Here is a 25,565-nt window from a genome sequence, read left to right on the forward strand (position 1 = left end):
CTAACAACTATTGCCTCAAGTTCTAGTACCATAGAAGTGTAATGACTACCGTTTTATTTTGGGACATTGACGGCACTTTATTAACCACAAAACGAGCCGGGATATTTGCCCTAGAAGAGGCTGCCAGTGAAGTAATTGGTGAAACGGTTTCACTGACAAATATAGAAACTGCAGGCATGACAGACCCAATAATTGCCGCTAATATTATCAAGCAGTACGGTTTGTCCCCAGAACCTAAATTGGTGGATCAACTACTGAAATACTACGTTAACTACTTGCCTCAAAGTTTGCCCCGCCGAGAAGGATATGTCCTGGAGGGGGTAATCGAAATTCTAGATGCTTTGCACGATCGAACTGATGTGGTTTCCATGTTGCTGACAGGAAATATCGAAGCAGGAGCATTTGCAAAATTAAGCTATTATGGCTTGGCTGATTACTTTAGTGGTGGTGGATTTTCCGATAAAACTGAAACTAGAGTTGATATTGCCCAACAAGCTTTAGCGATCGCATCGGAAAAGTATGGCGCGATTCCATCGGAAAAAACTTACGTGATTGGCGATACTCCCCATGACATTCACTGTGGCAAAGCCATTGGTGCTCGTGTGATTGCAGTTGCCACTGGTAAATATGACCAGGAGTCCCTAGAAGAACATCAGCCCTGGTGGACTATACCATCCTTGCCATCATCAACAGTGTTTATGGAAAAAATTGGCTTGAAAATTTAGAATTAAGAATGCAGAATGTAGAATGTAGAAGGCAGAAGGCATAATTCTAGATTCTAGATTATTAATTCTCAATTCTTAATTCTCAATTCTTAATTCTCAATTCTTAATTCTACATTCTCCCACTATCCCATCCCTGACGATTGCAACGCCATGTCCATCAAAATCTGATGAGCCGATTCTTCTTTAACCCCTTGAGCTGGCTGTCGTTGGATATAGGTGCCATCAGGCTGTAAATCCCAAGCTTGCCGGTTATCTGCTAACATAATTGCCAGGATTTCTTCCAAATCTTTGGTAATCTCTGGGTCTTCCACTGGTGTCACTGCTTCTACCCGTCGATCCAAATTACGACGCATCCAGTCCGCACTGCCAATATAGACTTCCTCTTGACCCTGATTTTGGAAGTAAAAAATCCGTGAGTGTTCTAAAAAACGACCCACGACACTCACCACACGGATATTTTCACTGACTCCTTTAAGACCAGGACGCAGACCACAAATTCCCCGCACAATCAAGTCAATTTTTACACCAGCTTGTGAGGCGTTGTAGAGGGCGGTAATAATCTTGGGGTCTAGTAGGGAATTCATTTTGGCCACAATACGACCTGTTTCTCCGTTGCGGCAATGTTCAATCTCCCGCTGAATCATTTCGATCATGCGATCGCGTAAAGTAAATGGTGCGACCAACAACTTTCGATAAGACTTTTGCCGTGAGTAACCGGTCAAAGAATTAAACAAATCTGTCAAATCTGCTCCTAAATCATCACGACAACTCAATAGTCCTAAATCAGTATATAGTTTGGCAGTCTTAGAATTATAATTCCCCGTCCCAATGTGAACATACCGACGAATTGTATCTCCCTCCCGACGCACCACCAGCACAATTTTAGTGTGAGTTTTTAAACCCACCAAACCATAGACTACATGGACTCCAGCCTGTTCTAACTTCCGTGCCCAGACGATATTATTTTCTTCATCAAAACGAGCCTTTAGTTCTATGAGTACCGACACTTGGTCACCATTTTCTGCTGCTCTAATCAAGGCATCGATAATGGGTGAGTCACCAGATGTGCGATATAAGGTCATTTTGATGGCTAAGACATCTGGATCTTGAGCGGCCTGGGTAATGAAGCGTTCTACCGTTGCGCCAAAGGAATGATAAGGATGGTGTACCAGCAAATCCCTACTGCGAATCACGCTGAAAATATCTTCCACATTCTCTTCCCCTATAGGGAAGCGCAGGCGTCGGGGCACCACTGGTTCCCACACAGGGTCTTTCAATTCTGGCCGTGGCAATGCCATCAACGACATCAAGTCACCCAGTGCCAACAGACCTTCAAATTCATACACATCGGTTTCTTCAAGTTCCAGCTCTCGCATCAGCGTGTGCCTGACTAACTTGGAGGTAGTCACAGGAATTTCCATGCGCACGGCAGAACGTCCAAACCGTCGTTTCCGTAGTTCCTCTTCAATCGCTATCAGCAGGTCATCTGCCTCGTACTCCTCTACTGTCAAATCAGCATTGCGGGTAATGCGGAAGGGATGACACTCCTGAATCTTCATCCCTGGAAACAGAGACTCCAAATTATGGGCAATGATTTGTTCGAGAGGAACACCAGTCCAACTAGTCGTTTTTCCATTCTGTTGTTGCTGCAATTTTTCCGGGAGGGGAACAAAGCGCTTTAAGACTCTAGGAACTTTCACCCGAGCAAACAATTCTGCTCCCGTTTCCGGGTCTTTGACCACTACCGCCAGATTCAGACTGAGATTGGACATGTAAGGAAAGGGATGGCTGGGGTCCACAGCCAGGGGAGTCAGAACTGGAAAAATTTGCTCGGAATAGTAGTTTTCCAGGTAATTCCGCTGTTTCTGGTTCAAGTCCACATAGTCCAGAATGTAAATCCCTGCTTTGGCTAGCAGCGGTCGCAGTTCCTGTTCAAAGTGTTGATGCTGTTGAGTTACCATCGGTAACAAGCGCACTCTGATGGCATCGAGTTGTTCACTGGGTGTCCGACCATCAGGTGTCCGTTTACTAACTTGTGCTAGCACCTGTTGTTTCAAACCAGCCACCCGCACCATAAAGAATTCATCGAGGTTGGAGCTAAAGATGGCCATGAACTTCAGACGCTCTAACAGAGGTGTTCGGGGGTCCGTTGCTTCATGTAATACTCGGTTATTGAACTCCAACCAGCTCAGTTCTCGATTGAAGTAATAGTCAGTGTCACTCAGATTAACCTCAACTGTGGTTTGTTCTGTGGTCTGTTCTGTGGTCTGTTCAAATTCAGGCGTATTCTTTTGAAGCTCAACTGTGGTCTGTTCAAATTCAGACTTATTCTTTTTAGCTTTACCCATGATGCTCAGAGTGAACCCACTCGATCAGGTTGTTTTGTGGCAACGAAAGAATGGTCTTCCAGATTCTAGCGTTAAACGAACCTCAAGGATTGAACACTTCGTCTTCTCTACCTACCCACCACTGACCTAAATTCATCAAATCCTGGTGAATATCTTCTAGTTCTCTGATATAAGCTTCCGATGATAGGGTGGCGCGCCGCTCCTGAAGCTTCTTCAGACGCAGTTGCACGAGTAACCAGGGTTTGGAGATGCCGTCAGTAGCTTCTATATATTGCGCTAACTCTTTACTATTCATGAATCTAAGTTGAAGTTTGTCTAATTTTTTAAATAAGGTAACACGTAATGTTAATAACTGTAAACTTATTTTAAATTAGAATAGTTATCTGGTATAAAAATTCGCGCAAGGGCAAAATGCAAAAGGCAAGAGGCAAGAGGCAAGAGGCAAGAGGCAAAAGTTCACGTGCATTAGCTTTTCGGCTTCTATCAATTTCCTAACTTTAATGCCTAGTGCTATATCTGGGGTTTACATCAGTTAACTTAGTGGGATGCTCCTTTGGAGCCGCTACGGGATTGACCTTGGCCTTTGGGCCACGCTACGCGAATGGTCACGCTTGTGGCCGTAGGCCAAACGCGAAAGCAAAACTCTATAAGATCTCCCCATCTCCCCATCTCCCCACACCTCCCACACTTCCCACACCTCCCACGATTCCCGACTCCCGACTCCCGACTCCCGATTCCCGACTCCCGATTCCCGACTCTCGATTCCCGATTCCCTATCTTCACATCGACTATCGTTTTAGAACACAACTTGCTATAACTTACTATGGGTAGGGGGGGGATGGAATAGATTGGGCTAACTAAGTTAGTTAACTAACTTAGTCTAGTCGGTTGTCAAAAACCCTAATTAGCCATTGGCTATCCTGGGGCTATTCCTCCCTTACCGATATTTACCATGTGCTCTGACCACAAGCGAACTCTAAAAAATATGTTGAAAAAAGTTATTGCCCAGCTCAAAGACTGGTTCCCTGCTCCAGAAGTCCATGCCCACTGCGACGGACCTTGCGGGGTGTATGACCCAGCTGCTGCACGTATCACCGCTGAGGCAGTACTCTCCATGACCAAGAAGATCCTTGATCTTGAGCCACCTGCGAGTAATGATCAACCAGCATTAGCTGCTTACAACAATACCCTATCCCGGTTCATTGCTATTAAGGAAGAGCAGGCTCAGAAGACCAAAGAGGAAATACTGATCCTGTGGACAGACTATTTCAAGCCAGTACACTTGGAGCAGTTCCCAGACCTACACGATACCTTCTGGAAAGCTGCAAAGTTATGCTCTGCCTGCAAGGTGGAAGTTAGCCTTGAGCACGCCAATGAGCTACTTGATGCAGTAGAGAATATCCACAAGATTTTCTGGGCAACCAAGAATCGCGATATTGTCTGGTATAAGGCTAGCTAAACCTCAGAATGTAGAATGTAGAATGTAGAATGTAGAATGTAGAAGGCAGAATGTAGAAGGCAGAATGTAGAAGGCAGAATGTAGAAGGCAGAATGTAGAAGGCAGAATGTAGAAGGCAGAATGTAGAAGGCAGAAAGCAGAATGTAAAATTCTTAATTCTTAATTCTTAATTCTTAATTCTTAATTCTTAATTCTTAATTCTTAATTCTTAATTCTTAATTCTTAATTCTTAATTCTTAATTCTTAATTCTTAATTCTACATTCTTAATTCAAATGCTTTTTACCAAAAACAGTATTCCTGAGCTAGCACTGTTGATATTGCGAAAACGGTTGCGCTTCCGAGTTACAGGAGTATCCATGACTCCCCTGCTCAAACCAGGAGAGGAAATCTTAATTGATCCGAGAGCTTATCGGCACATTCCGCCCAAAGTTGGTGACATTGTTGTTGCTAGACACCCTTACCAAAACCACTTGCGATTGGTGAAACGGGTAACTTTGGTGCTCGAAGATGGACGTTGTTTCCTGAAAGGAGACAACCGATTAGAAAGTACCGATAGCCGCTCTTTTGGTTTAGTGGATTCTCAACAAATTATTGGTAAAGTAACCAGTCGTTTTTTTTAGTCATTTTCTTTAACATCCCAAAGCTATCCCTTGGAATGCCTTTTTGGTTTTACCCACGCCACTCGCCCAAGAATTAGCAAGCCAATCGCTGAAGCAGAACCGACGAACAGATGAAGCGCCTGCTGTCCGGTAACAATCAGGGCAATACCAAAACCAACAGTGATCACATTTGAGAATAATGGGAATAGAAAAACTCGCCAGTCCCTCATAACTACGTACCAGTTATAGACAAAAATTATCGAAGGAACTAATTGCACCAACTGCATTAATTCTTTGCCCTCTTGAACACCATAAAGTAGGGGAACAGCAACCGTGCTGGCAACTAAGATCAAATCCAGAAAGCGGGATTTTTTCAGTCCCAGGGCAATCAAGCACATGCCAGCAGTAATGAAGGTATAGAATAGCCGATTGAGATCAGAAATTTGGCTGACATAAACCCAGTCATCCCCGATGTGTTCAGCAATTTCGTAGGAGTTAGCGATCGCAAAACAAGCGTAGCCACAGTAGATCAGTGGTAGCGATCGCACCTTGACAACAGAAGTATAGAATTGACTCCAATAAGAAAAAATCCAGATGTTAACCGCAGCAACCAGATAGACCGATAGATGGGCGGCAATTATTGCCAATTTCAATAGCGTGGGCATTGATTAGAGTAGTGTGATATCGTCTCTAGGAGCATATCTATCATAGTAAGAATTCAGCTATCAGCAGTCAGCTATCAGCTAATGCGCTAGGGCGTGTTTTCAAAGTTTTCCGCAAGATTATGATCCCCCCCAGCCCCCCTTAAAAAAGGGGGGAGCCATACTCGCTCGTCCCCCTTTTTTAAGGGGGATAATGGGGGATCTCCGAGGCAAGAAAACACGCCCTAGGCTCACGCTACTGAAGGTGTTTATGGGAGTAAAGTCCCAGCGCTGGTGGTGTGAATAATTCGATAGTAGAGTTCTAAAACTTCACTGACGGTGAGATAACGCATTAAGCCAGTCGGCGATAAAGTTCAGCATTTTTATGCAAAACGTATGCTGTAGCATCATTAAAAGATAGTTCTGACTGAGTTAAATATTGCTCAACACTCATCAACACTAACTCTTCTATAGAAACATTCAGGTTAGCTGCAATGTCTTGGAGTTGTTGCAAACGCTCATCCGGTATCGTAATCTGGATAGAACTCATAGCTATTAAAGCTTTATCGGGTATGGCAATTATAGCATTAATGAACAGGTGGGTAACATTGTCTTCCACAGAGCTACCCCATACCCGGTCACCCTTTTTGCCGTTGTCCTCCTTAATTCCCTGACTTCACAAATTGCAGTTCATACAGATAAGCATACCTTCCCCCTTGAGCAATTAATTCCGTATGAGTCCCAGTTTCCACAATCTCGCCTTTTTCCAGAACCACAATTAAATCAACATCAGCAATAGTGGAAAGTCGATGAGCAATCACTAAGCTAGTGCGTCCTTTAAAAAGCTGTTTAATAGACTCTTGAATCAGTTGTTCTGATTCAGAATCTAGAGCAGACGTAGCTTCATCTAAAATAACAATTTGGGGATTTTTGAGCAAAACTCGGGCGATCGCAATCCGTTGTCGCTGTCCTCCTGATAGTTTCACACCCTGCTCACCAATAATGGATTGATAACCATCAGGGAAACCCATAATAAAATCATGGGCATTGGCAGCTTTTGCTGCTGCTTCAATTTCGAGATCTGTGGCATCTAGCTTACCGTAAGCGATGTTTTCTCTTACTGTGCCGTAGAGCAGTAACGTTTCTTGGGGCACGATGCCAATATGCGTTCGCGTAGCGTCGGCTTCGCCGAATCGCAAGGAGCTTAAAGTAATATCTTGTAGATCATGTCCATCAAGTAATACTCGTCCCTTTTGGGGATCGTAAAACCGAGCGGCTATTTTAGCAATAGTGCTTTTTCCCGAACCAGAAGAACCCACTAAAGCGACTGACATCCCCGGTTGAATGTCTAAATTGAAGTTTCTGATCACTGACTGATTGTTGTGATAAGCAAACTCCATCCCTTCAAATTTGAGATTGCCCTGTATCGAGGTCAAGTTAATCGCATTTTCCTTCTCTTTAACCTCTGCTTTTGTATCTAAAATCTGAAAAATTCTTTTGGCTGATACTCCTGAACTTTGGATAATATTGACTAATCCATTAAACCGATTAATCGGTTTATTTAAAAGGGTGACATAGGTTAACAGGGCTGCTAATTCCCCAATAGTCAGATGGCTAACCATCACTCCCCAAGCACCGAAAACTAATGTCAGTAAATTTCCCAGTTCATTCAGGGTATTAATAATCGGTACGAATATAGACCAAAATCGAGTTGCCTTAAGATTCTCTTCCCGATAGTTACGACTAAATTCGCTAAATCGGTCAATTTCATACTGCTCGTTCCCAAAAGACTTGATAATTTTAATATTCGAGATAGTATATTGTAAGTGGTTACTAATTAAGTCAGCTTGATCGTTAACCGATTGATAGATTTTTTGTAGTCTTTTCTGAGAAAATTGTAAAATATAAATGATGAAAGGCCAGGTAAGGGCAATCATGATTGCCAGCAGCCAGTTACTGACAAGGATATAGATGAAAACGACAATAAACGCAAAACTATCGATTAATATAGCAATTAAATTAGCAGATAGTAATTGCCCGACTATCTCCACATCTCTTGCCAACCGTGACATTAATTCGCCCGTGCGTTGGCCTTCAAAAAAAACTAATGGATAGACCTTGAATATGTTGATATAAATCTAGGCGAATGCTCTCAATAGTTTTTTGTCCGAATACTTTGATTGCATAGAGTTGAAAAAATAGCAAAGCACCGGCTGCTAAAGTCATAGATAGGATAATTACTCCTACCCAAGGCAGCATATTAAATTGTTTTTCGGGAATAACTACATCTATAACATAGCGATTAACCTGGGGAATAAAGAAGTTGATAAATGAAGCACAGATAGTTAATGCGATCGCGAATAAAAAGGGTGCTTTATGCTGCCAACCATAGTCAAATAGACGCCGGTATAAATGCGTCTCTAGTTCTTCCGGTACTTTCTCTATTTCATTATCTGTCTTATTATCTGTATCTGTATCTTGAACATTATCTAGCTTTTCTTCTGATTTTTCTAGATTATTATCTAATTCTTCTTGTAAATTTTCTGCTTCATCATTAGTAACTTGAGGGATTTGATCAGCTTTCATTATGACCCATGGGTGAGTAGAATTTCAGCAATAGCTTGAGAAATGGGGAAGTGGGGGGAAAACGTCTCCAACCAGAAAAATTCCCCAACCGGGTTAACTTCCAGGAATACATACCGACCATCAGGGGTAAGAATAATATCAATGGCTCCATAGTTTAAACCAAAATAAGCCATCAGTTTAAGCAACTTTTTTTCAACCTCTTCGGGTAAATCATAGGCTTTCCAAGACTTAACTAACGCTCGGCCTTCCTTGCGCCAGTCGAAAGTAGAGCCTTCTAAGCTCTGGGAATCCACGGCAGCAGTAAATATACGGTGTCCCACGATCGTGGTTCGTAATTCTAGAGCCTTGGGCACTTTTTCCTGAAAGGTCATCGGACAGAAACGCAGTCCTTCCACATGCTCTAAATCCTCTGCTGTGACTGGGTTCGTGAAAACAACCTGCTCTTGCCCTTGCTCCCCATAGATAGCAAAGGAAGATAGCATTTTGGTAACGATACCCTGGTCTTGACATTCAGAGGCAAATTGCTTCACTGCCTCTGGATTGTTGGTACTCAGGGTACGGGGCGTAATCAAGCCCACCTCTCGTGCCACTTGGAGCTGTAGTTGCTTATTGTTAGCCACATCAACATTAGACATTTTGTCGAAGTGGAATGCCTTTATGCTGGCAATCATACCCCTAACCGTGACGCGACATTCCTGAATTGCAGCGTTTCGATACTGCTGATCCATACGCGAACAACCTGACAACCTTGGCCAAAAGGCCACGCTACGCGAACAACCTGACAACCTTGGCCAAAAGGCCACGCTACGCGAACAACTATTCTACAAAGCTCTTTAATTCATTCCATGATTAAGCAACGCCTTTAGGGAACAGGGAACAGAGAAAAAATCCTGTGTACCTGATTAGACTATAAACCGCTATAATAATTAAAAGTGTTGTGTCAATTATTGTGTACTTGGGATGCCAAGCTGACTAGCACGGATCATATAAAAAACTCTGTTTTATCAAGTTCCACTCTCGAATTAAGTGGGTTTCACTTGGCCTTAACTTACGCCCCTTTAACTCAGGGTGACTAGCATAGAATACCGCATCGATTAATGCTGTAATTGTCTCCCCGTAATCCTTCACCTCATAACCATAGTCTCCATGATCAGCATAACAGCTAGGTATTTCCATCCAAACAATCCTGTCTTTCAAAACCTCTTTAATAGCCAACCACTCTTTTTTGTACTGTGTTTGGTGAGACTTGATCCTCTTATCTGACATTTCTGGATTAGCCTGCCAAAAATAAAAGTTAGTAAACCGGTCTAGTACAGACTCGGGAACACACGCAAGTGCTTGACTATGGAAAACAACCGAGGCGGAAATAATTGATAAGCCTAGAGATTGAAATTTGAGCATTGTCCGAAATCGTTACACTTCTTTCTTTAGTCTTCCTTTCCTATAGGGTGTCTTCAGTACCTTTTGTGCATTAGTTCCAGTTAAAAAACTCGGAAAGCTTACTACACAAGGGATTCAGTCTGCCAAAGGAGGTTTCCCCCACTCGCGCTTTGCATCAAGACAGGAAAATTATGGTATTCAACTAACAAAATTTAGGGAAGACAGAACAGGAAACTTCAGATCATGAAATAGTGCGATGCTCCTTGGCCTTGGCCTATTGGCCACGCTACGCGAATGGGCCACGCTACGCGAATGGAGCCGCTACGCGAACGCATTTTCCCCCTGCTGTTTTTAGTCACTCAAAAACTGTTGCACTGACACACTACTTGCGATCCGGCCTAAGTCTGAAACAAATCTAAGCCTGACTTAAAATAGTTTTAACCAACTCAATAGCAGCATCTGGACTTGTTGCCAGAAATACATTCTCCTGGGACAGACTACAGAAAAACTCTTGACTCTCTCGATGGTCACTCAACAAAACAACCTTTTTCCAACTTTTGAGAGCCAGAGCAATTTCTGATGCTGTTCCTATGCCCATACCACAGGCAATCACCACATCACTGGAGAGTACATTAATCGTATTGCGAGCATTGCCCATATCCGTAACGATGGCAATATCTACAGCATCAGACATGGCCCTAGTGTCCTTGGTGGGTAAGATACCAATCGTTAAGCCACCAACCATTTTGGCTCCCCGACTGGCCGCATCCATCACTCCCACATTTCTGCCACCGGTCAGCAGTACCCAGCCATTCTCAGCAATCAGTTGACCGAGACGATACGCACGATTAATGTCAGTAGCAGTGGCCTTGTCTCCAGGCCCCATTACCCCAACCACTATTTTTCTCATGGCTTATTTAACTCTCAGAGACTGTTAATAAAGTAACTCTTAAGATAGCTATCAGCGTGTCGCGTATCAGCTTACGGCGGTTTGCATAACTATCAAGTACACAGGATTTTCTCCTTCTTTCCTCTTCCGTTCGCGTAGCGTGGCCCACGGCCTCAGTCCCTGCTCCCTGCTCCGAAGCTCCCTGCTCCGAAGCTCCCTGCTCCCTAAAAACCCATAAATTTGTACCTAATTGAAGTGCAAACCGCTGTATGTGCTACAAATGGTGCTGCTTGAGGTGCTTTTCAATAAAATAAGCACCTCAAGCAGCATGAGCCTTAGGCTGACGGCTGACGGCTGACGGCTGAATGCTATAGTATGAAGCGTCTGTAAACCTTGTGTAAAACTTAGGTAAAGGTGTGCTTAATTGTCAATTAAATCACACAGACAATTGGAGTTATCTGCTAATAATTTTGTTTGCCAATAATTTCCTTAACAAAACTGAGTTATCAATAACTGATTAACCCATTTTTTAATAAAAATTAGCTATAATTCCTAGCGATATCTAATTTGTAGATTGAGAGGATAGCGTTTCCTAGTAAGGGTCAGATATAGTCAATTTTATTACCCCTCCCCATCTCCCCATCTCCCCATCTCCCCACACCTCCCACACCTCCCACACTTTCCTCTCTTTCCTCTCTTTCCCGACTCCCGACTCCCGACTCCCGACTCCCTACTCCCGACTCCCTACTCCCAGATCAGCTGTTCTCTGTTGCCTTTGGAAATGTTCCATCGACTCAAACGATACTTTCTGATTAGTTCGCCATCCCCCAAACATCATCTGTTGCCCTCAATGGCAGAAGATACCCTGATCACTCCCCATCGACTCCATTATCCTCATTGGCATGGGACTAATGGTGATCTGCCCCCTGTTGCTTTAGTTAACTGGTTATCGACATCAGAAGCATCTAGAGAACAAAACAATAATCAAAATAATAATCAGCATTCGCGTAGCGGCTCTTTTGGAGCATCGCAACTAGGAACTATCCCCCTAGCAGGAGAACAGAAAACAGCGGAATCATGTATTAATCACGGGGATTACCTGTGGGCAAAAGGTCAACTAAATGAAGCAGTGACCCAGTATCACAAAGCTATTGAACTAGACCCTAAATCGAGTTTGGGTTACCAACGTCTAGGAGCAACTTTAAAGCAACAAGGTCAATTTGAACAAGCCAGTGCCTATTATCGCAAAGCGATTGAATTGGCTGGACTAGAAACCGTCAAGTTAGATCGGTCACAATCAAGAGAACAATCTATAGATCAATGTGTTCCTAGCTCTGGTGAGGGCGATTGTAAACAATATCAGTCAGGAGGTCTTTTGGAAGCAGTCACGGTGTATCTACAACAGGCGCAGACTTACTTGAACCAAAGACAATGGCAACAGGCGATCGCTGCCTGTGAGCGAGCCATTAAAATTGCCCCAGATACGGCTCAGGCTTACAAGATTTGGGGAAATGCGCTACAGTTCATGGGTCAGACTGCTGAAGCTATGGGTCACTATGGCCAAGCTTTGGAAATTGAGCCGGATTTTGCGGAAGTTTATGCTAATCTCGGTAGCTTGTGTGCTGGTAAGCAGGATTGGGAAGATGCGATCGCATATTATCAAAAGGCGATTAACCTAAAACCCGATTTGACTGGGGCTTATCGCAACTTAGCTAAAGTATGGACTGAGGTGGGAAACCAACAGGAAGTGCTTAAATGCTGTTATCATCAGCTGATGCTAGAGTTGGATAAATCTAAACCAGAGGACTACCTTAATCTAGGCAATCAGTTATTTAAGGAAGGTCTGGTAACAGAAGCGATCGCTTGTTACCGCCAGGTAATTGAGCGGAATCCCCAGTCGGTGGTAGCTTACCAAAACCTGGCAGAAGCATTGAATCGCCAGGGGAAATGGCAAGAGGCCAATGCTTGCTATCGTAAATTACTGCAATTTTATCGAACCGGTTCTCAGTTACCAGCTTCTCAGTTAACAGCTTCTGAGTTACCAGCTGATCAGATAAATGGTCAGTTAACTAGTCAGATCAATGGTCACACCCACAATCAAGCTAACGCCTCTGATGCCCTGAAACAGGCTATTGTTCCTGAATTGGTAGACAACCAGAAGCAGCAGCAGGTGTCAATTACTCCCCCTAAACGTTACAGAGGAGGGACGATAAAAGCATCAACTGTTGCCATCGTGCCTAGCCCATCTCAAATTACCGTTAATCCCACCAATCCAACCGTAAAGCCTATCCCTACTGCTCCAGAACGATTAGACCGAGAGCAATTAAAGCCAGAGCAATTAAAGCCAGAGCAATTAGACCGAGACCAATTGGACAGAATTCGCGATCGCACACCACGACTCTGCGGCGGCAATCATCTCCCCCAACTTCCTAACTCTAGAGCTTCTCAGTCTAATCTAGACCTAGATCAAGAGCTTGAGTCGTTTATCAAGGCAGCTCAACAAAATCCAGATTCAGCTAAAGTCCAGGCAAATTTAGGTAGTGCTTATGCTCAGCGGCAGCAGTGGCAAGATGCGATCGCATGTTATCAAAAAGCGATCGCAATTAATCCCAGCTTTGCTGGAGCTTACCGTAACTTAGCAAAAGTTCTAACTCAAACCAATCAACCAGAAGCAGCAGCGGATTATTGGTATCAAGCTCTGACATTGGAACCGAATACTGTATCTGCTGAAGAACACTTGAATTTGGGTAATACCTTAACCGCCCAAGGGAAATTAACCCAAGGGATAGCTTGTTATCGTCAGGCAATTGAATTGAAACCTAATTTGTCTGAAGCTTACCATCGACTAGGGGATTTGCTAAAAAAGCAAGGACAAGAGCTTGAGCTGCTAAGCCTTTATCAGCAAGCAGTTCAAAACAATCCCCAAGATGCTAAAGCTTACTTCTATTTAGGAAACCTGTTCACAGAACAGGAAGCATGGGAGGAAGCTTACCCTTGTTATCTCAAAGCGACTCAACTGCAACCGAATCTTGCACAAGCCCATCATAATTTGGCAGATACCTTAGTTAAGCAGCAACGGTGGGAAGAAGCAGTAACAGCTTACCGTCGAGCCATTGAGATACAGCCAGAGTTTTCCTGGTCTTATAACAACATGGGCGATGCCTTGCTTAAGTTAGAACGGTGGCAAGACGCAGCCGATGTGTTCCGACAAGCCATTGAACTCAAACCAGATTTCCCGTGGTCTTATCAAAATTTAGGTGATGCTCTACAAGCCTTGGAGCAGTGGGATGAAGCAATTATTGCCTATCGCCATGGGATTGAGGTGAAATCCGATTGGCCTTGGTCTTACTATAACTTGGGACAAGCATTAGCAAAAACCGGACAGTGGCTTGATGCGATCGCAGCCTATCGTAAAGCTATCGAACTTGACCCGAATTTTGCTAAAGCCTACAGTCATCTCGGTGAAGCCTTAGCCAGAATTGGCGAGTGGGATGAAGCCATTATCTGTTACGAACAAGCCATTGATATTGACCCCAGTCTTCATGTTTCCGTCTACCAGAATTTAGGGGAAGCCTTAGAACGAAAAGGATATAGTAATTCAGACAGGGTTGCTGATTCTGGGTATGATTTTGCCCCCCTAGCCCCCCAGCGAGCAATCCCTCGCTGGGGGGAACAAAACTCTCAAAGTCCCCCAAAGTTGGGGGATTTAGGGGGCTTGACCAAAACCCAACCTACGCCCATTCATACTTCAATTGAGCAACGCCATCCAGAGCTTAGGACAAAAGACGATATCTCTAAGTGGCCTCACGTTTTCATTGAACCCTATCATCCCCCCCAAACTCTCCCCGATGGCAGCCCCTGGCCAAAGATATCGATTGTTACCCCTTCGCTGAATCAAGGTGAGTTTATCGAAGAAACCATATTATCAGTGATTCATCAGCACTATCCCAATGTCGAACATATCCTAATTGATGGGGGCTCTACTGATGAAACCATGACCATTGTTAATCAATATCAAGACTACCTTACCTATGTGGTTAGTGAACCCGATAGTGGCCAAAGTGAAGCCTTGAACAAAGGATTTGCGATCGCATCTGGGGAAATCTTGACTTGGCTTAATAGTGATGACCGATTAGCCCCAGGAGCCTTATATAGGATAGCCCTAGCGTTTTATACCAGTGGTGCTGATGTGGTAGCCGGTGTCTGTCAACTGTTTAAAGATGGCGTAGCCGTAGAGCAACACTTGACATCCTGTGCTAATGGACTGATGTCCCTTGAAGAAATTTTAGATGTAGAAAGGAATTGGCTAACAGGGAAATTCTTCTATCAGCCAGAAGTCATGTTTACCCGCACCATTTGGGAAAAGTGTGGTGCCTCAGTAGATCAATCTCTCTTCTACAGTATGGATTACGAGTTGTGGGCGCGATTTGCTGCCAAGGGAGCCACCTTACAGGTAATAGGTTATCCTGTCGCTCAATACCGTATCCATGAAAACCAAAAGACTAGCACTAAAGATAAGTATGAGCCGGAATTACTATCGGTATCAGAGGCACTGCGGACTAAATTCAATTGTCCTAAGTCTAAAGCGAAAGAAGAGCCTGGGCAACGCCACAGCCTGCGCATTGTGTGCTTCAACGATACCGGATTTCTAGGAGGGGCTGGGATTGCTCACCAACGCATTGCCAAATCCTTAGCCTTAGCAGGGCATCAAGTAATTCCCGTTGCTGGCACATTAGACTGGTCATTGACTCCCGTAGACTGCACAGGGTCAGAGGTTTATCAATTAATTGCTAGTCTCAATCCGGATTTAGTCGTAGTGGGCAATATCCATAATATGACCAATCCCTTGGACATTTTGGAAAGACTTACTAGTCATTTCCCCACTATCTTTGTGATGCACGACCAGTGGTTACTTACCGGACGCTGTGCTTATGTAGGGGATTGTGAAAATTATACCACCCTATGTGATCACGAATGTCCCACTAGCCATGAATACCCGAGCTTAGGATCAGAAAAAATAGCCGACGCTTTTCGTAAAAAACATCGGCTTTTAGGGAGCTATAAAACTTTGTTAGTGCTAGGGGATAGTCACTGGACCACTAATTGGGCTCGTTATGCCTTTGACTATCACCAGCCTCGACGGAATTTCCAAGAATGCGAAAGTAAATTTCAGAGCATTTACTATGGCATTGATTTAGATATATTTAGGCCCTTAGACCAGGCAGAATGTCGCCGCCAGTTGAATTTACCTCAGGATAAATTTATTATACTCACTGGTAGTCAATCTGTAAATGATCAGCGCAAAGGATTTAAGTATCTACTCAAAGCCCTAGACATTGCCAATCTCGATAATATCCTACTGGTTACTTTTGGTCATGGCTCTGCGATCGCAGAAAACCTTGATATTTGGAGTACAGGATATATCGAGGACCCCTCCTTATTAGGATATTACTACAGCGCTGCCGATATATTTATTGGGCCATCCCTTCAAGAAGCATTTGGTCAAACCTTTATAGAAGCAGCAGCCTGTGGCACACCTGCCATTGGCTATGGAGTAGGTGGTGTCAAAGAAGCGATCTTGAATCGAGTGTCAGGACGAGTAGTGACCCAAAAAACCCCAGAAGCCTTAGCTAAGGTAATTAAGGAATTATACTATGACCGGCACAAATTAGACCTGTTGGGGAAAACCGCAGCTATTTATATAGCCAACCACTTCTCCTTACAGTCGAGCTATCACAGTTTTATGGTGGCCTTAGACCAAAGCGGTTGGGTCGATAAGCTCCAAATTCCCAGGGCGAGTAAATTTTTAGTAGACTCTCCCGTAGGCTCTGCCAAACTTACTCAACCCCTAGCGATTAAAAGCGGTATTGCCAAAAACAACAGTAGTATTATCTCTGGGGTTGGTATTCAAGGTTATACCCGTCAGGGTTTTGGAGAATTAGAGCAACCATTACCAGACATTGGTATTTTTCGTCCCATTCAGTGGTTACTGTGGCCAGAGGGGGAGTTTGCCATCATTGCCAGTAATCCCAGGAAAGGTCAGCTAGTCATTGCCTGCCGTAACGTCTCCCAGGGTCAGTTTCTTGAAGTTTGGCAACAGGGTAAGTTACTATTGCGAGTAGCAGTGCATCACTGTGGGATCGATCAGGTTAATGTATTTACCCTACCGATTTCGTTACTTGAAGGCGTCAATTTATTTTCCCTGAAGACTGAGACCTATCATGTTGATCAGTCCAATCGACATTTAGCAGTACTGATTGAGGGAATTACCTTTACAGAGCAACTCGATTGGGAACCGTTACGGGAGGGTAGTCAGGAATCCTGATGGAAAAAATTCTATATACACGAGACAATCAGAAAGTCTATCTTGACGTACCTCCCCCTGGTGCTATTCCTAGTTTTTTCGTATTCGCGCTGCACAAATCAGGGAGTGTGATGCAGGACAAAATTATTGAAGATATCGGTTTTACCTTAAACATACCACTGATTAGTGTTGCCAAAACTTCCTTTAATCAAGGGGTAGAAGAAAGTGCCTTTGGTAAGGAGATATGTGACCTTTTTGTCAAAACTGGATATGGCTTTTATGGCTCTCGATATCTCCCTGCCTATCTTAATGATTTCGATTTGAGTGGTTTCAAAAAGATCTTACTGATTCGCGATCCTAGGGATATTGTAGTATCCCATTATTTTTCCATGAAGAACAGTCATGTTATTCCCCCAGGTAAGGTAGGTGATGTCCTTTGGAAAAATCGCCAGCGACTACAAGATATTGATATAGATGAGTACGCGATTCAACAAGCACCGATATTTCGCAAAATAATTCAAAGGTACAGCAAGATTGAAGATCAGTTATTCAAACTCTTTAGGTATGAAGATATTGTTTTCAATAAGCGTCAGTGGGTTGCGGATATTATCACTTTTTTGGAAGTAGAGCTTGAGGATAGCAAAATAGAAAAAATAGCTAAGAAGCACGATATTTTTCCAACTAAAGAAAATCCCGCATCACACATCCGTAAAGTTACCCCAGGGGATTATAAAGAAAAGTTGCAACCCGCCACGATTGATCAGCTTAATGAATGTTTTAAACCTATCTTGATTAAGTATGGGTATGAGAATTAAGAATTAAGAATTAAGAATGTAGAATTAAGAATGTAGAATGTAGAATGTAGAATGTAGAATGTAGAATGTAGAATGTAGAATGTAGAATGTAGAAGGCAGAATTAAGAATGTAGAATTAAGAATGTAGAATTAAGAATGTAGAATTAAGAATGTAGAATTAAGAATGTAGAATTAAGAATGTAGAATGTAGAATGTAGAATGTAGAATGTAGAATGTAGAATGTAGAATGTAGAATGTAGAATGTAGAATGTAGAATTAAGAATTAAGAATGTAGAATGTAGAATGTAGAATGTAGAATGTAGAATGTAGAATGTAGAATTAAGAATGTAGAATTAAGAATGTAGGTAAGCATATGCGCTATGGGCATAAACTCTTCCGGTAGCGTGGCGACAGGCCTTTGGCACCTCAAGTAGCGTGTGCGTAGCACATTAGCTGTTCGCGTAGCGTGCGCGTAGCGCATATGCTTACGAATTTAGAATTAAGAATGGTGAAGACAAAATTAAGAATGGTGAAGGCATAATTAAGAATGGTGAAGGCATAATTCTAAATTCTAAATTCTAAATTGCCAATTCTAAATTCTAAATTCTTAATTCTTAATTCTTAATTGCCAATTCTAAATTCTAAATTCTTAATTCCCAATTCTTAATTCTACATTCTTAAAATTTATTTAAGGTTTTTCCCACTCCCTATCGGGTACATCTCACTGTCTTTATGCAAAGCCCCAGTGGGGTAAACCCCCTTTGGCCGCTGACAAAAATTTCTGGGAAAGAAAATTATCACACTCCCCACCCGCCGCAGATTTCCTGTCTTTCCTCTTGACAAGTTTTTGTACTTTAGTCTAATCTACAAAAGGTTACTTGAGCTCCTAGTAGAAACAAGCTGGGGAAGTAACTTCTGTAGGGGTGCAGAAAAAAATAGTTACGAGGTGCTTAACCTTTCGATTAATTACTTGTTAACCCAATCATTACGGTAAGGAAAAAAAATTAATTATGCAAAAACTACGCAATGCGCTATTGGCATTAGTTATTGCCATAGCTCTGACTTGGATGCCTTCTTTTACGGTACCTTCCGCACAGGCTGCTGAAGTTGAATTTCATCCTGGACTCCAGTTTTCAATCGCCCCGACCGGACAATGGATAGAATCACAAAGTGGTGCGATATTTTCTCCGGACCACGAAGTTCATGTCTATTATGACTCCCTAAGGGTGTCTTCTGATAATCCTAGCTGTCCTAAATTTGGCCCTTCAACTGAGGTAACAGGCCACGTCATGTCTGATAACAGCGGCGATGTTACTGACTTCGAACTTGAATCCCTTGACCCCCCTGCAGTGGATTTCGTCAAGTTTGGATCGTTTATTACTCCTGAGTGCTTTCAGGGTAGTGGTGAGATCCAGATCTGGTTCACTGGTACCGGCTCTGGGTGTGTCGATAGTGATTTCGGCGAAAATTACAGTTTTCCAGTGATTTGCGAATAATAAGTTGTTGAGTCTGGATAAAATTCTCAGCAGTTAAGTAACTTAGGTTTCGCTACTGGAATTCTCCCCAAGGAAGCAACTGAAAAAGCGATGCAGTGCGCGCTGCATTGCTTTTTCAATAAGGTTGTTAAAGGTTGAATGTTTTTTGTTACTCTCCATTCCCGATTCCCGATTCCCTACTCCCTACTCCCGATTCCCTACTCCCGATTCCCGATTCCCGATTCCCGACTCCCGACTCCCGATTCCCGATTCCCGATTCCCGATTCCCGATTCCCGATTAAAGATACTATCAATCACCTCTTTCATATCTTCAGCAACTGGAGTAGACTGTTTCTCAATAGTATTACTTTCTTCAAAATAGCGACAAGTTGCGGGTGCATCTCCTAAAAGTTGTTTGACAAGGTGGTGCGTTACGGGGCGGGCTGTCTAAACCCTGAGGCGGAAAATGAGACCCCCCCTAACACACCCTACGCAACTTTTTTACAAATATGAGATGCACCCGTAACGATTCCCCCCCTTATTAAGGAGCATAAGTGACATGCTCCCTGAGAGGTGCGAGAGATATGAGTTTTTCTATGAGTTTTATGAGTTTTTCTATGAGCTTTTCTATGAGTTTTGGGAGTAGGTTAACTTAATAGTACTTTAGTACTATTAAAAACGACTGCTACTGAAGCCCCGAAAACACTGTAGTTCAAGGGTTTGTAGTTCAAGTGTTCTGACAAAATTGACCTGCTCCCTGAGTTTTTCGTCAGATATGAGTTTTTCTATGAGTTTTTTTATGAGTTTTATGAGTTTTTCTATGAGCTTTTTTATGAGTTTTGGGAGTAGGTCAACGTAATAGTACTTTAGTACTATTAAAAACGACGGCTACTGAAGCCCCGAAAACACTGTAGTTCAAGGGTTTGTAGTTCAAGTGTTCTGACAAAATTGACCTGCTCCCTGAGAGGTGCGAGAGATATGAGTTTTTCTATGAGTTTTTCTATGAGTTTTATGAGGATCACAGATATATAAAAGGGCTACTATTACATAGTTCTCACAAATTGATGGGGAGCAAGTCTATGTTCCAGAACAAATGAACTATATACCATAGGAGCTTGGCTTTTACCCATGAGGGGGCTATAGCTTTAGTACAAATGTTCTGCATAAGTGACATGCTCCCTTACCATAAGCAAAGGAAATTAATTATGCAAAAACTACGCAATGCGCTATTGGCATTAGTTATTGCCATAGCTCTGACTTGGATGCCTTCCTTTACGGTAGCTTCTGCACAGGCTCAGGAAGTTGAACGTCATCCTGGACTCCAGTTTGCAGTCGATGGATGGGAGTTTGTCCAATTCCAAAGCGGTAACATAGAGCCGGGCCACGAAGTTCATGTTTTTTATGACTCCCAAAGGTTTCTTCAGCTAGGTTGTGGTCCTGTTGAGAGTTTAAAGGTAACAGGCCACGTGATGAATGATGGTAACGAATTCGAGCTTACAGAGCTTGACTGCCTTGAATGCGGTGAAGACTGCGATGGAGTAGTGGATTACGTAAAGGTTGGAGATTTTGATGCTCCTGAGTTCGACTATGGGTTGGAAATATGGTTCACTGGCACCGACGGCTTCTCTACTTGTGAGGATCGGGACGATTACACTTTTGGGTATTATTGGTAATCATAAGTTGTTGAGTCTGGATAAAATTCTCAGCAGTGAAGTAACCTAGGTTTCGCTCTGGAATTCTCCCCAAGGAAGCAACTGAAAAAGCAATGGAGCGCGGGCTGCATTGCTTTTTCAATAAGGTTGTTAAAGGTTGAATATTTTTTTTAGGACTTACGCATTTGCCCCCTAAATCCCCCAATTCTGGGGGACTTTAACTCAATTTCCCCCCAAAATTGGGGGGCTAGGGGGGCGAAATCAAGTTAACCGCGTAAGTCCTATTTTTGTTACTCTCGATTCCCGATTCCCTACTCCCGATTCCCGATTCCCGATTCCCTACTCCCTACTCCCTACTCCCTACTCCCTTAGGATAGGCTCTAGCTTTTAATTTTTGCATCCATCCCTTTACTGTTGGTTGCTTAAAGATACTATCAATCACTTTTTTCATCTCTTCAGCAACTGGAGTAGACTGTTCCTCAATAGTATTACTTTCTCCAAAATAGCTACAAGTTGCTTCTGGCAACCACAGGGCTCGGCTTCCTCTCAAAAATACTAGATTTATTATTACTTCTACTATCGCAGCCTCTTGATTTAATTCCCTATTGAAGCCTCCTACTAGGTCTAAACGACTGCGACGAAACATACTATTACTTTGACGCAACGGTTGCCAGAGTTTCTCTAACTTCCAGATGTGTAAGTCTTCTAAATCCGGTAACTCTTGCCATGGCGTCACCTGGGTGATCTTGTCTCCCTCAACCAGTTGCCAGCCACTCAATAGTAAATCCAGGGTAGAGGATTCCCGGTCAAATGCTGCTACTTGTTTCTCTAGGGCATCTGGTAGTAAAACACTGTCACTATCGAGAAAAGTGACAAATTCTCCTTGGGCCATCTCAAGAGCGCATCCCCCTTTAATAACAATTCCCCCCTTACTAAGGTTCCTACTTCCTGTTCCCCCCTTATTAATCCCTGTTCCCCCCTTATTAAGGGGGGCTAGGGGGGATCCCTCCCTACTCCCTACTCCCTGCTCCCTGTTCCCTGCTACTCGCATCCCCCCCTTATTAAGGGGGGCTAGGGGGGATCCCTCCCTACTCCCTACTCCCTGCTCCCTATTCTCTGTTCCCTGATTACCAGCCCCATCCACCACAATAATTTCATAGTCGGAATAGTTTTGAGCCAGCACACTGTCCACTGCTCGCTCAACTATCGCGCTATTGTTGTGAACAATAATAATCACACTAACTCGTGGTGAATCGTGATCATGCCAGGGTTTTAGCTGCCAGCTGCTGTCAGCAATCGTCCCTTGTCCTTGGACATTGCCAATGGTTTTATTCTGTTGCGCTTCCTTACCCATATGGGCCTCATTTTTGCCCCCCATCAGATGACCGTAACTATGATTTTGATGCACTGCCATCACCACTTCGCTGGCATCGACGATGGGATAACCCCTCATAGCCGCAGTAGTTACCATCCAGGTATCCCAATATCCCCGTCCTACCGCAAACTTAGGGATAGTAGGAAATAAATTTTTAGGAAAGATAAAGTAATCCTTAGCATCATCAGCCCCTAAACAACCGGTCTGATTGACCTGTTGACACATGGTGTCTTCCCAGGTGGGAGACTGAAATTCTATGGACTTGGACAGGTCAAGATTCCAGCGTCGTCCAGTGATTAAAAATGTCTCTAAGTGTTGGCAGACCTGTTCAATGGCTTGGGTAAAATCTTTCAGTAGAATAATATCAGCGTTGATATAAGTGATGATATCGTGAGTTGCTTGTTCCTGGACTTGGGCAAACACACTATCCAGTAGAGGAGTGCCATAGCTATTGCACTCGATATCAGGAACATGATTAAGTCCTAAGTCCTGAGCAATAGCAGCTGTACCAATTTCATCACCAAATAAAATGATTTCTGGCTTGGGTTTGAGCAAAGTCCAGCTGGTAATAGCGTTGTGCTGGATGATACCAATGTTACCTAGAAAAGGCTTAGGCACCGTGAAAATGCTGATGCCTAGGGTTGATCGAATATCTGGCTTGATATACAACGGTTGCGCCATTTTGCTGATTGCTAATGGTTGATATTGATGGTATGGTTATAGAGTTTGTATATGAGTTGTAAACACACTTGTTGCCGAAAAAGCCATGCATGCAAGAGCCAAAAGGCAACAGGGTAAAGAGCTCCGAAGTTTTATTGTCTAAGAAAAAAAGACCTCAAAGGTTTATATATCCAATACAAACGCTATTTTAGATAAGAAAATAGAATCGGTTAGGTATAAGCGATTAGCTATAATAAAGTTTTGGCGAAATCCCTAAGATACCACAATCAATTCGATGAGAAACTGCTAGAACGAATACAATTATTTAACCATCGTTAAATAATTGTATAAAAAAACAGTATTAGGATGTGCTCCCAACTAGAACTAGCTATGGTTGAAACTTCTGTAAGTATTGCAAATCAATTGAGACAGCAAGGACAACAGAGTGAAGCAATTGCAGCATACCAGGAAGCAATTGAGTTACAGCCAGATAATCCAGGAATTTATCACCTTTTGGGACAATCTCAGGCTCAGCAGGGGGATTTAGAAGGTGCGATCGCAAGCTACCAAAAATCAATTGCCCTCAATCCCCAACAGTCGTTTTGGGTCTACAAACATCTCGGGGATGCTCTGAGAGCCCAAGGAAAACTGGATGAGGCGATGGTGGCTTACCAGAATGGGATGCAGTTCGAGCCAGACCATCCGGATTTTTATCACAATTTAGGACAAGCTCAAGCACTACAGGGAAATTTAGACGATGCGATCGCATCCTACCAAAATGCGATCGCACTCAATCCTAGCCATCCGTTTTGGATCTACAAAAATCTTGGGGATGCTCTGAGGCAAACCAATCGAGTTGATCAAGCAGTTTGCGCTTACCAGGAAGCAAGTCAGTGTGACCCAGAAAATGGGAAAGTAGTATATCCTAACTTGGCACAATGTCAGCAGCAACAGGGAAATTTAGACGATGCCATCGCCTCTTACCAAAATGCGATCGCACTCAATCAAGACCAGCCAGCTTGGGTTTACCAAAATCTCGGGGATAGTCTGAGCTTACAAACTCGATGGTATGAAGCCATTACCGCTTACCGTAGCGCTATAGCCATTAACCCCACCATCAATGGGGTTAAAGAGAGCTTAGCCGATGCTCTGCGAGAAACCAAACAATTGGATCAAGCGATCGCAGCCTATCGCGATGCTATTGACACCAATCCCGACCGGTTTGAGTCTCACCATTGGCTAGGGGATTTATATCGAGAAAACAAGAATTGGGAGCAAGCCGCAGCAGCTTACCAATCCGCCATAGCACTCAATTCCTACAATGCTTGGACTCACCATAATTTAGGCTTAGCCTTAGCCCAACAAGGGAAGCTAGAAGAAGCCGTAGCTGCTTATCAAGAAGCCATAGCCCTATCCCCTAACCAGTTCTTTGAGTTTTACCAAAAATTAGGGGAGGCTCTCACCCAACTCCAGCACTGGGAGGAAGCAGTTACCGCTTATGGTCGTGCCATTGACCTCAGTCCAGAAAATCCTGATTTATACTACCCCTTGCGCAAAGCATTGGAAGCATTGGGACAGTGGCAAGAACCAGACTATGAACCCCCATCAGAAGACCCTTGGCTAGCGGCTCACCAATGGGCAGATAGTTTGCGAGAACAGGGAAAAATAGCGGAAGCGATCGCAGCCTATCGCTATGCTCTCGATATCAATCCCAACTGTTGTGAATCTTACCATTGGTTAGGGGATTTACTCTTAACACAACAGAATTGGGATGAAGCAGCAATAGCTTACCAGCGAGCTATAGAACTCAATCCTTACAATCCCTGGTCTCACCATAATTTAGGGCTAGCCTTAACTGAACACGGCAAGTTAGACGAAGCAGTAGCTGCCTTAAACCAAGCCATAGGCCTATCCCCCAACCAGTACTTTGAATTTTACCAAAACTTAGGAAATGCCCTCAGCAAACTCCACCGTTGGGATGAATCCCTTACCGCCTATGGCAGTGCTATTGAATTAAATCCAGGCCATCCTCAGTTACACAGTAGTTTAGGAAGTGTATTGGTTCAATTGGGAAAGTCCGATCAGGCGGTAGCGTCTTACCGTCGCTCTATACAGTTAAAGCCAGATGACCCCGAGATACACGAAAAATTAGGAAATGTGCTTCGAGAAAGAGTCCAAGTAGATTTAGATCAAGCAATCAGCTGTTATCGTCGAGCCATTCGGACTAATCCAGATAATCTCGATAATTATCACAAGGCATTAGGGATACAATCCAACGATCCTGAACTGTATCTACAGTTAGGCAATACATTAGTTAAACAAAATCAGTTAGACCAAGCCATTATTTTCTACCAAATCGCCCTCGAGATCCAACCCGAAAATTATGAAGTAAACGCTCAGTTGACCAGGGTTTTGGAAAAACAAGGCAAGGTAGGGAGTAGGGAGTAGGGAGTAGGGAGTCGGGAGTAGGGAGTAGGGAGTAGGGAAAAGGGAGTAGGGAGTAGGGAGTAGGGAGTAGGGAATGGGGAACAGGGAACAGGCAAGAGGCAAGAGGCATACATGCTAAAGTTTGAAGGCAAGAAGTGTGTTTACAACCCAGATAAAAACCCTATAGCGTTTCTCGTAGCTATGAGGTACACATTATTTTTTCCCTCTTCCCTCACTTCCCCTCCTGGGA

General features: G+C 43.5%; 24 protein-coding genes. 12 read left to right on the forward strand and 12 right to left on the reverse strand.

All coding sequences use genetic code 11. From position 1 onward, the window contains the following. Positions 1-41: 41 nt before the first annotated feature. Positions 42-725, forward strand: coding sequence for an HAD hydrolase-like protein (locus tag F6K51_RS11785; protein WP_293020495.1), 684 nt, complete (start codon positions 42-44; stop codon positions 723-725). Between the two features lie 122 nt (positions 726-847). Here the strand turns inward: F6K51_RS11785 and F6K51_RS11790 are convergent, their stop codons facing one another. Together F6K51_RS11790 and F6K51_RS11795 are read right to left on the reverse strand one after the other, a co-directional pair. Beyond that, positions 848-3,073, reverse strand: coding sequence for an RNA degradosome polyphosphate kinase (locus F6K51_RS11790; RefSeq protein ID WP_293020497.1), 2,226 nt, complete (start codon positions 3,071-3,073; stop codon positions 848-850). Positions 3,074-3,155: 82 nt separating this feature from the next. After that, the gene (locus tag F6K51_RS11795) at positions 3,156-3,368 is read right to left on the reverse strand and encodes a hypothetical protein (RefSeq protein ID WP_008181887.1); all 213 of its coding nucleotides are present in this window, start codon (positions 3,366-3,368) and stop codon (positions 3,156-3,158) included. A 212-nt stretch (positions 3,369-3,580) separates the two neighbouring features. Between F6K51_RS11795 and F6K51_RS11800 the strand changes: the two genes are divergently transcribed. The 3 genes from F6K51_RS11800 to sodX all read left to right on the forward strand — a co-directional run bounded on the left by F6K51_RS11800 (position 3,581) and on the right by sodX (position 5,153). After that, on the forward strand, positions 3,581-3,904 hold the full coding sequence (locus tag F6K51_RS11800) for a hypothetical protein (protein ID WP_293020500.1): 324 nt from the start codon (positions 3,581-3,583) through the stop codon (positions 3,902-3,904). Between the two features lie 154 nt (positions 3,905-4,058). Beyond that, positions 4,059-4,532, forward strand: coding sequence for a superoxide dismutase, Ni (gene sodN / locus F6K51_RS11805; protein WP_075903032.1), 474 nt, complete (start codon positions 4,059-4,061; stop codon positions 4,530-4,532). Positions 4,533-4,805: 273 nt separating this feature from the next. Continuing rightward, entirely contained in the window at positions 4,806-5,153 is a 348-nt protein-coding gene (gene sodX / locus F6K51_RS11810; RefSeq protein WP_075903030.1) for a nickel-type superoxide dismutase maturation protease, read from the forward strand. A gap of 23 nt (positions 5,154-5,176) precedes the next feature. Here the strand turns inward: sodX and F6K51_RS11815 are convergent, their stop codons facing one another. The 5 genes from F6K51_RS11815 to F6K51_RS11835 all read right to left on the reverse strand — a co-directional run bounded on the left by F6K51_RS11815 (position 5,177) and on the right by F6K51_RS11835 (position 9,030). Then, positions 5,177-5,797 carry a hypothetical protein gene (locus F6K51_RS11815; RefSeq protein ID WP_293020506.1) on the reverse strand — a complete coding sequence of 207 codons (621 nt, stop codon included), beginning with the start codon at positions 5,795-5,797 and terminating at the stop codon, positions 5,177-5,179. 328 nt (positions 5,798-6,125) lie between these two features. Then, positions 6,126-6,392: a DNA-binding protein gene (locus tag F6K51_RS11820; protein WP_293020508.1), complete on the reverse strand. Its 267-nt coding sequence runs from the start codon at positions 6,390-6,392 to the stop codon at positions 6,126-6,128. A 43-nt stretch (positions 6,393-6,435) separates the two neighbouring features. Further along, a complete protein-coding gene (locus tag F6K51_RS11825) occupies positions 6,436-7,845 on the reverse strand; it encodes an ABC transporter ATP-binding protein (RefSeq protein ID WP_293020510.1) in 1,410 nt (469 codons plus the stop codon). Positions 7,846-7,867: 22 nt separating this feature from the next. Then, a complete protein-coding gene (locus F6K51_RS11830; RefSeq protein WP_293020512.1) occupies positions 7,868-8,359 on the reverse strand; it encodes an ABC transporter transmembrane domain-containing protein in 492 nt (163 codons plus the stop codon). Further along, entirely contained in the window at positions 8,359-9,030 is a 672-nt protein-coding gene (locus tag F6K51_RS11835) for a hypothetical protein (protein ID WP_293020514.1), read from the reverse strand. The genes F6K51_RS11830 and F6K51_RS11835 overlap by 1 nt, the downstream gene beginning before the upstream one ends. Positions 9,031-9,059: 29 nt before the next feature. Here F6K51_RS11835 and F6K51_RS11840 point away from each other — a divergent pair, with 29 nt between their 5' ends. Beyond that, positions 9,060-9,212 (forward strand): hypothetical protein, encoded by a 153-nt coding sequence (locus F6K51_RS11840; RefSeq protein WP_293020516.1) that lies wholly within the window; start codon positions 9,060-9,062, stop codon positions 9,210-9,212. Positions 9,213-9,331: 119 nt separating this feature from the next. On the opposite strand, the gene F6K51_RS11845 is transcribed toward F6K51_RS11840, so the two are convergent. Next, positions 9,332-9,760: a hypothetical protein gene (locus F6K51_RS11845; protein ID WP_293020518.1), complete on the reverse strand. Its 429-nt coding sequence runs from the start codon at positions 9,758-9,760 to the stop codon at positions 9,332-9,334. Positions 9,761-9,990: 230 nt separating this feature from the next. On the opposite strand from F6K51_RS11845, the gene F6K51_RS11850 reads away from it, so the two are divergent. Continuing rightward, on the forward strand, positions 9,991-10,158 hold the full coding sequence (locus F6K51_RS11850; protein ID WP_293020520.1) for a hypothetical protein: 168 nt from the start codon (positions 9,991-9,993) through the stop codon (positions 10,156-10,158). Here F6K51_RS11850 and F6K51_RS11855 read toward each other — a convergent pair. Beyond that, positions 10,155-10,649 carry a TIGR00725 family protein gene (locus F6K51_RS11855; protein WP_293020522.1) on the reverse strand — a complete coding sequence of 165 codons (495 nt, stop codon included), beginning with the start codon at positions 10,647-10,649 and terminating at the stop codon, positions 10,155-10,157. The two genes, F6K51_RS11850 and F6K51_RS11855, sit on opposite strands and share 4 nt — an antisense overlap. A 748-nt stretch (positions 10,650-11,397) precedes the next feature. Between F6K51_RS11855 and F6K51_RS11860 the strand changes: the two genes are divergently transcribed. Together F6K51_RS11860 and F6K51_RS11865 are read left to right on the forward strand one after the other, a co-directional pair. Beyond that, positions 11,398-16,953 (forward strand): tetratricopeptide repeat protein, encoded by a 5,556-nt coding sequence (locus F6K51_RS11860; protein WP_293020524.1) that lies wholly within the window; start codon positions 11,398-11,400, stop codon positions 16,951-16,953. Beyond that, a complete protein-coding gene (locus F6K51_RS11865; protein ID WP_293020526.1) occupies positions 16,953-17,747 on the forward strand; it encodes a sulfotransferase domain-containing protein in 795 nt (264 codons plus the stop codon). The genes F6K51_RS11860 and F6K51_RS11865 overlap by 1 nt, the downstream gene beginning before the upstream one ends. Positions 17,748-18,009: 262 nt before the next feature. Here F6K51_RS11865 and F6K51_RS11870 read toward each other — a convergent pair whose 3' ends face one another. Then, positions 18,010-18,207 carry a hypothetical protein gene (locus F6K51_RS11870; protein ID WP_293020528.1) on the reverse strand — a complete coding sequence of 66 codons (198 nt, stop codon included), beginning with the start codon at positions 18,205-18,207 and terminating at the stop codon, positions 18,010-18,012. A gap of 529 nt (positions 18,208-18,736) precedes the next feature. On the opposite strand from F6K51_RS11870, the gene F6K51_RS11875 reads away from it, so the two are divergent. From F6K51_RS11875 to F6K51_RS11885, 3 genes are all read left to right on the forward strand, one after another. Continuing rightward, positions 18,737-19,222: a hypothetical protein gene (locus F6K51_RS11875; protein WP_293020530.1), complete on the forward strand. Its 486-nt coding sequence runs from the start codon at positions 18,737-18,739 to the stop codon at positions 19,220-19,222. Positions 19,223-19,356: 134 nt separating this feature from the next. Next, positions 19,357-19,503 carry a hypothetical protein gene (locus tag F6K51_RS11880; protein WP_293020532.1) on the forward strand — a complete coding sequence of 49 codons (147 nt, stop codon included), beginning with the start codon at positions 19,357-19,359 and terminating at the stop codon, positions 19,501-19,503. A gap of 852 nt (positions 19,504-20,355) precedes the next feature. Next, positions 20,356-20,874, forward strand: coding sequence for a hypothetical protein (locus F6K51_RS11885; protein WP_293020534.1), 519 nt, complete (start codon positions 20,356-20,358; stop codon positions 20,872-20,874). Between the two features lie 325 nt (positions 20,875-21,199). On the opposite strand, the gene F6K51_RS11890 is transcribed toward F6K51_RS11885, so the two are convergent. Next, a complete protein-coding gene (locus F6K51_RS11890) occupies positions 21,200-22,909 on the reverse strand; it encodes a glycosyltransferase family 2 protein (protein WP_293020536.1) in 1,710 nt (569 codons plus the stop codon). A 369-nt stretch (positions 22,910-23,278) separates the two neighbouring features. Between F6K51_RS11890 and F6K51_RS11895 the strand changes: the two genes are divergently transcribed. Then, positions 23,279-25,336, forward strand: a complete 2,058-nt coding sequence (locus F6K51_RS11895) for a tetratricopeptide repeat protein (RefSeq protein WP_293020538.1) — start codon at positions 23,279-23,281, stop codon at positions 25,334-25,336. Here the strand turns inward: F6K51_RS11895 and F6K51_RS11900 are convergent. Further along, positions 25,285-25,467 (reverse strand): hypothetical protein, encoded by a 183-nt coding sequence (locus tag F6K51_RS11900; RefSeq protein ID WP_293020540.1) that lies wholly within the window; start codon positions 25,465-25,467, stop codon positions 25,285-25,287. The two genes, F6K51_RS11895 and F6K51_RS11900, sit on opposite strands and share 52 nt — an antisense overlap. Positions 25,468-25,565: the final 98 nt, after the last annotated feature.

This window comes from Moorena sp. SIO3I8 (genome assembly GCF_010692325.1).
Lineage (GTDB): Bacteria > Cyanobacteriota > Cyanobacteriia > Cyanobacteriales > Coleofasciculaceae > Moorena.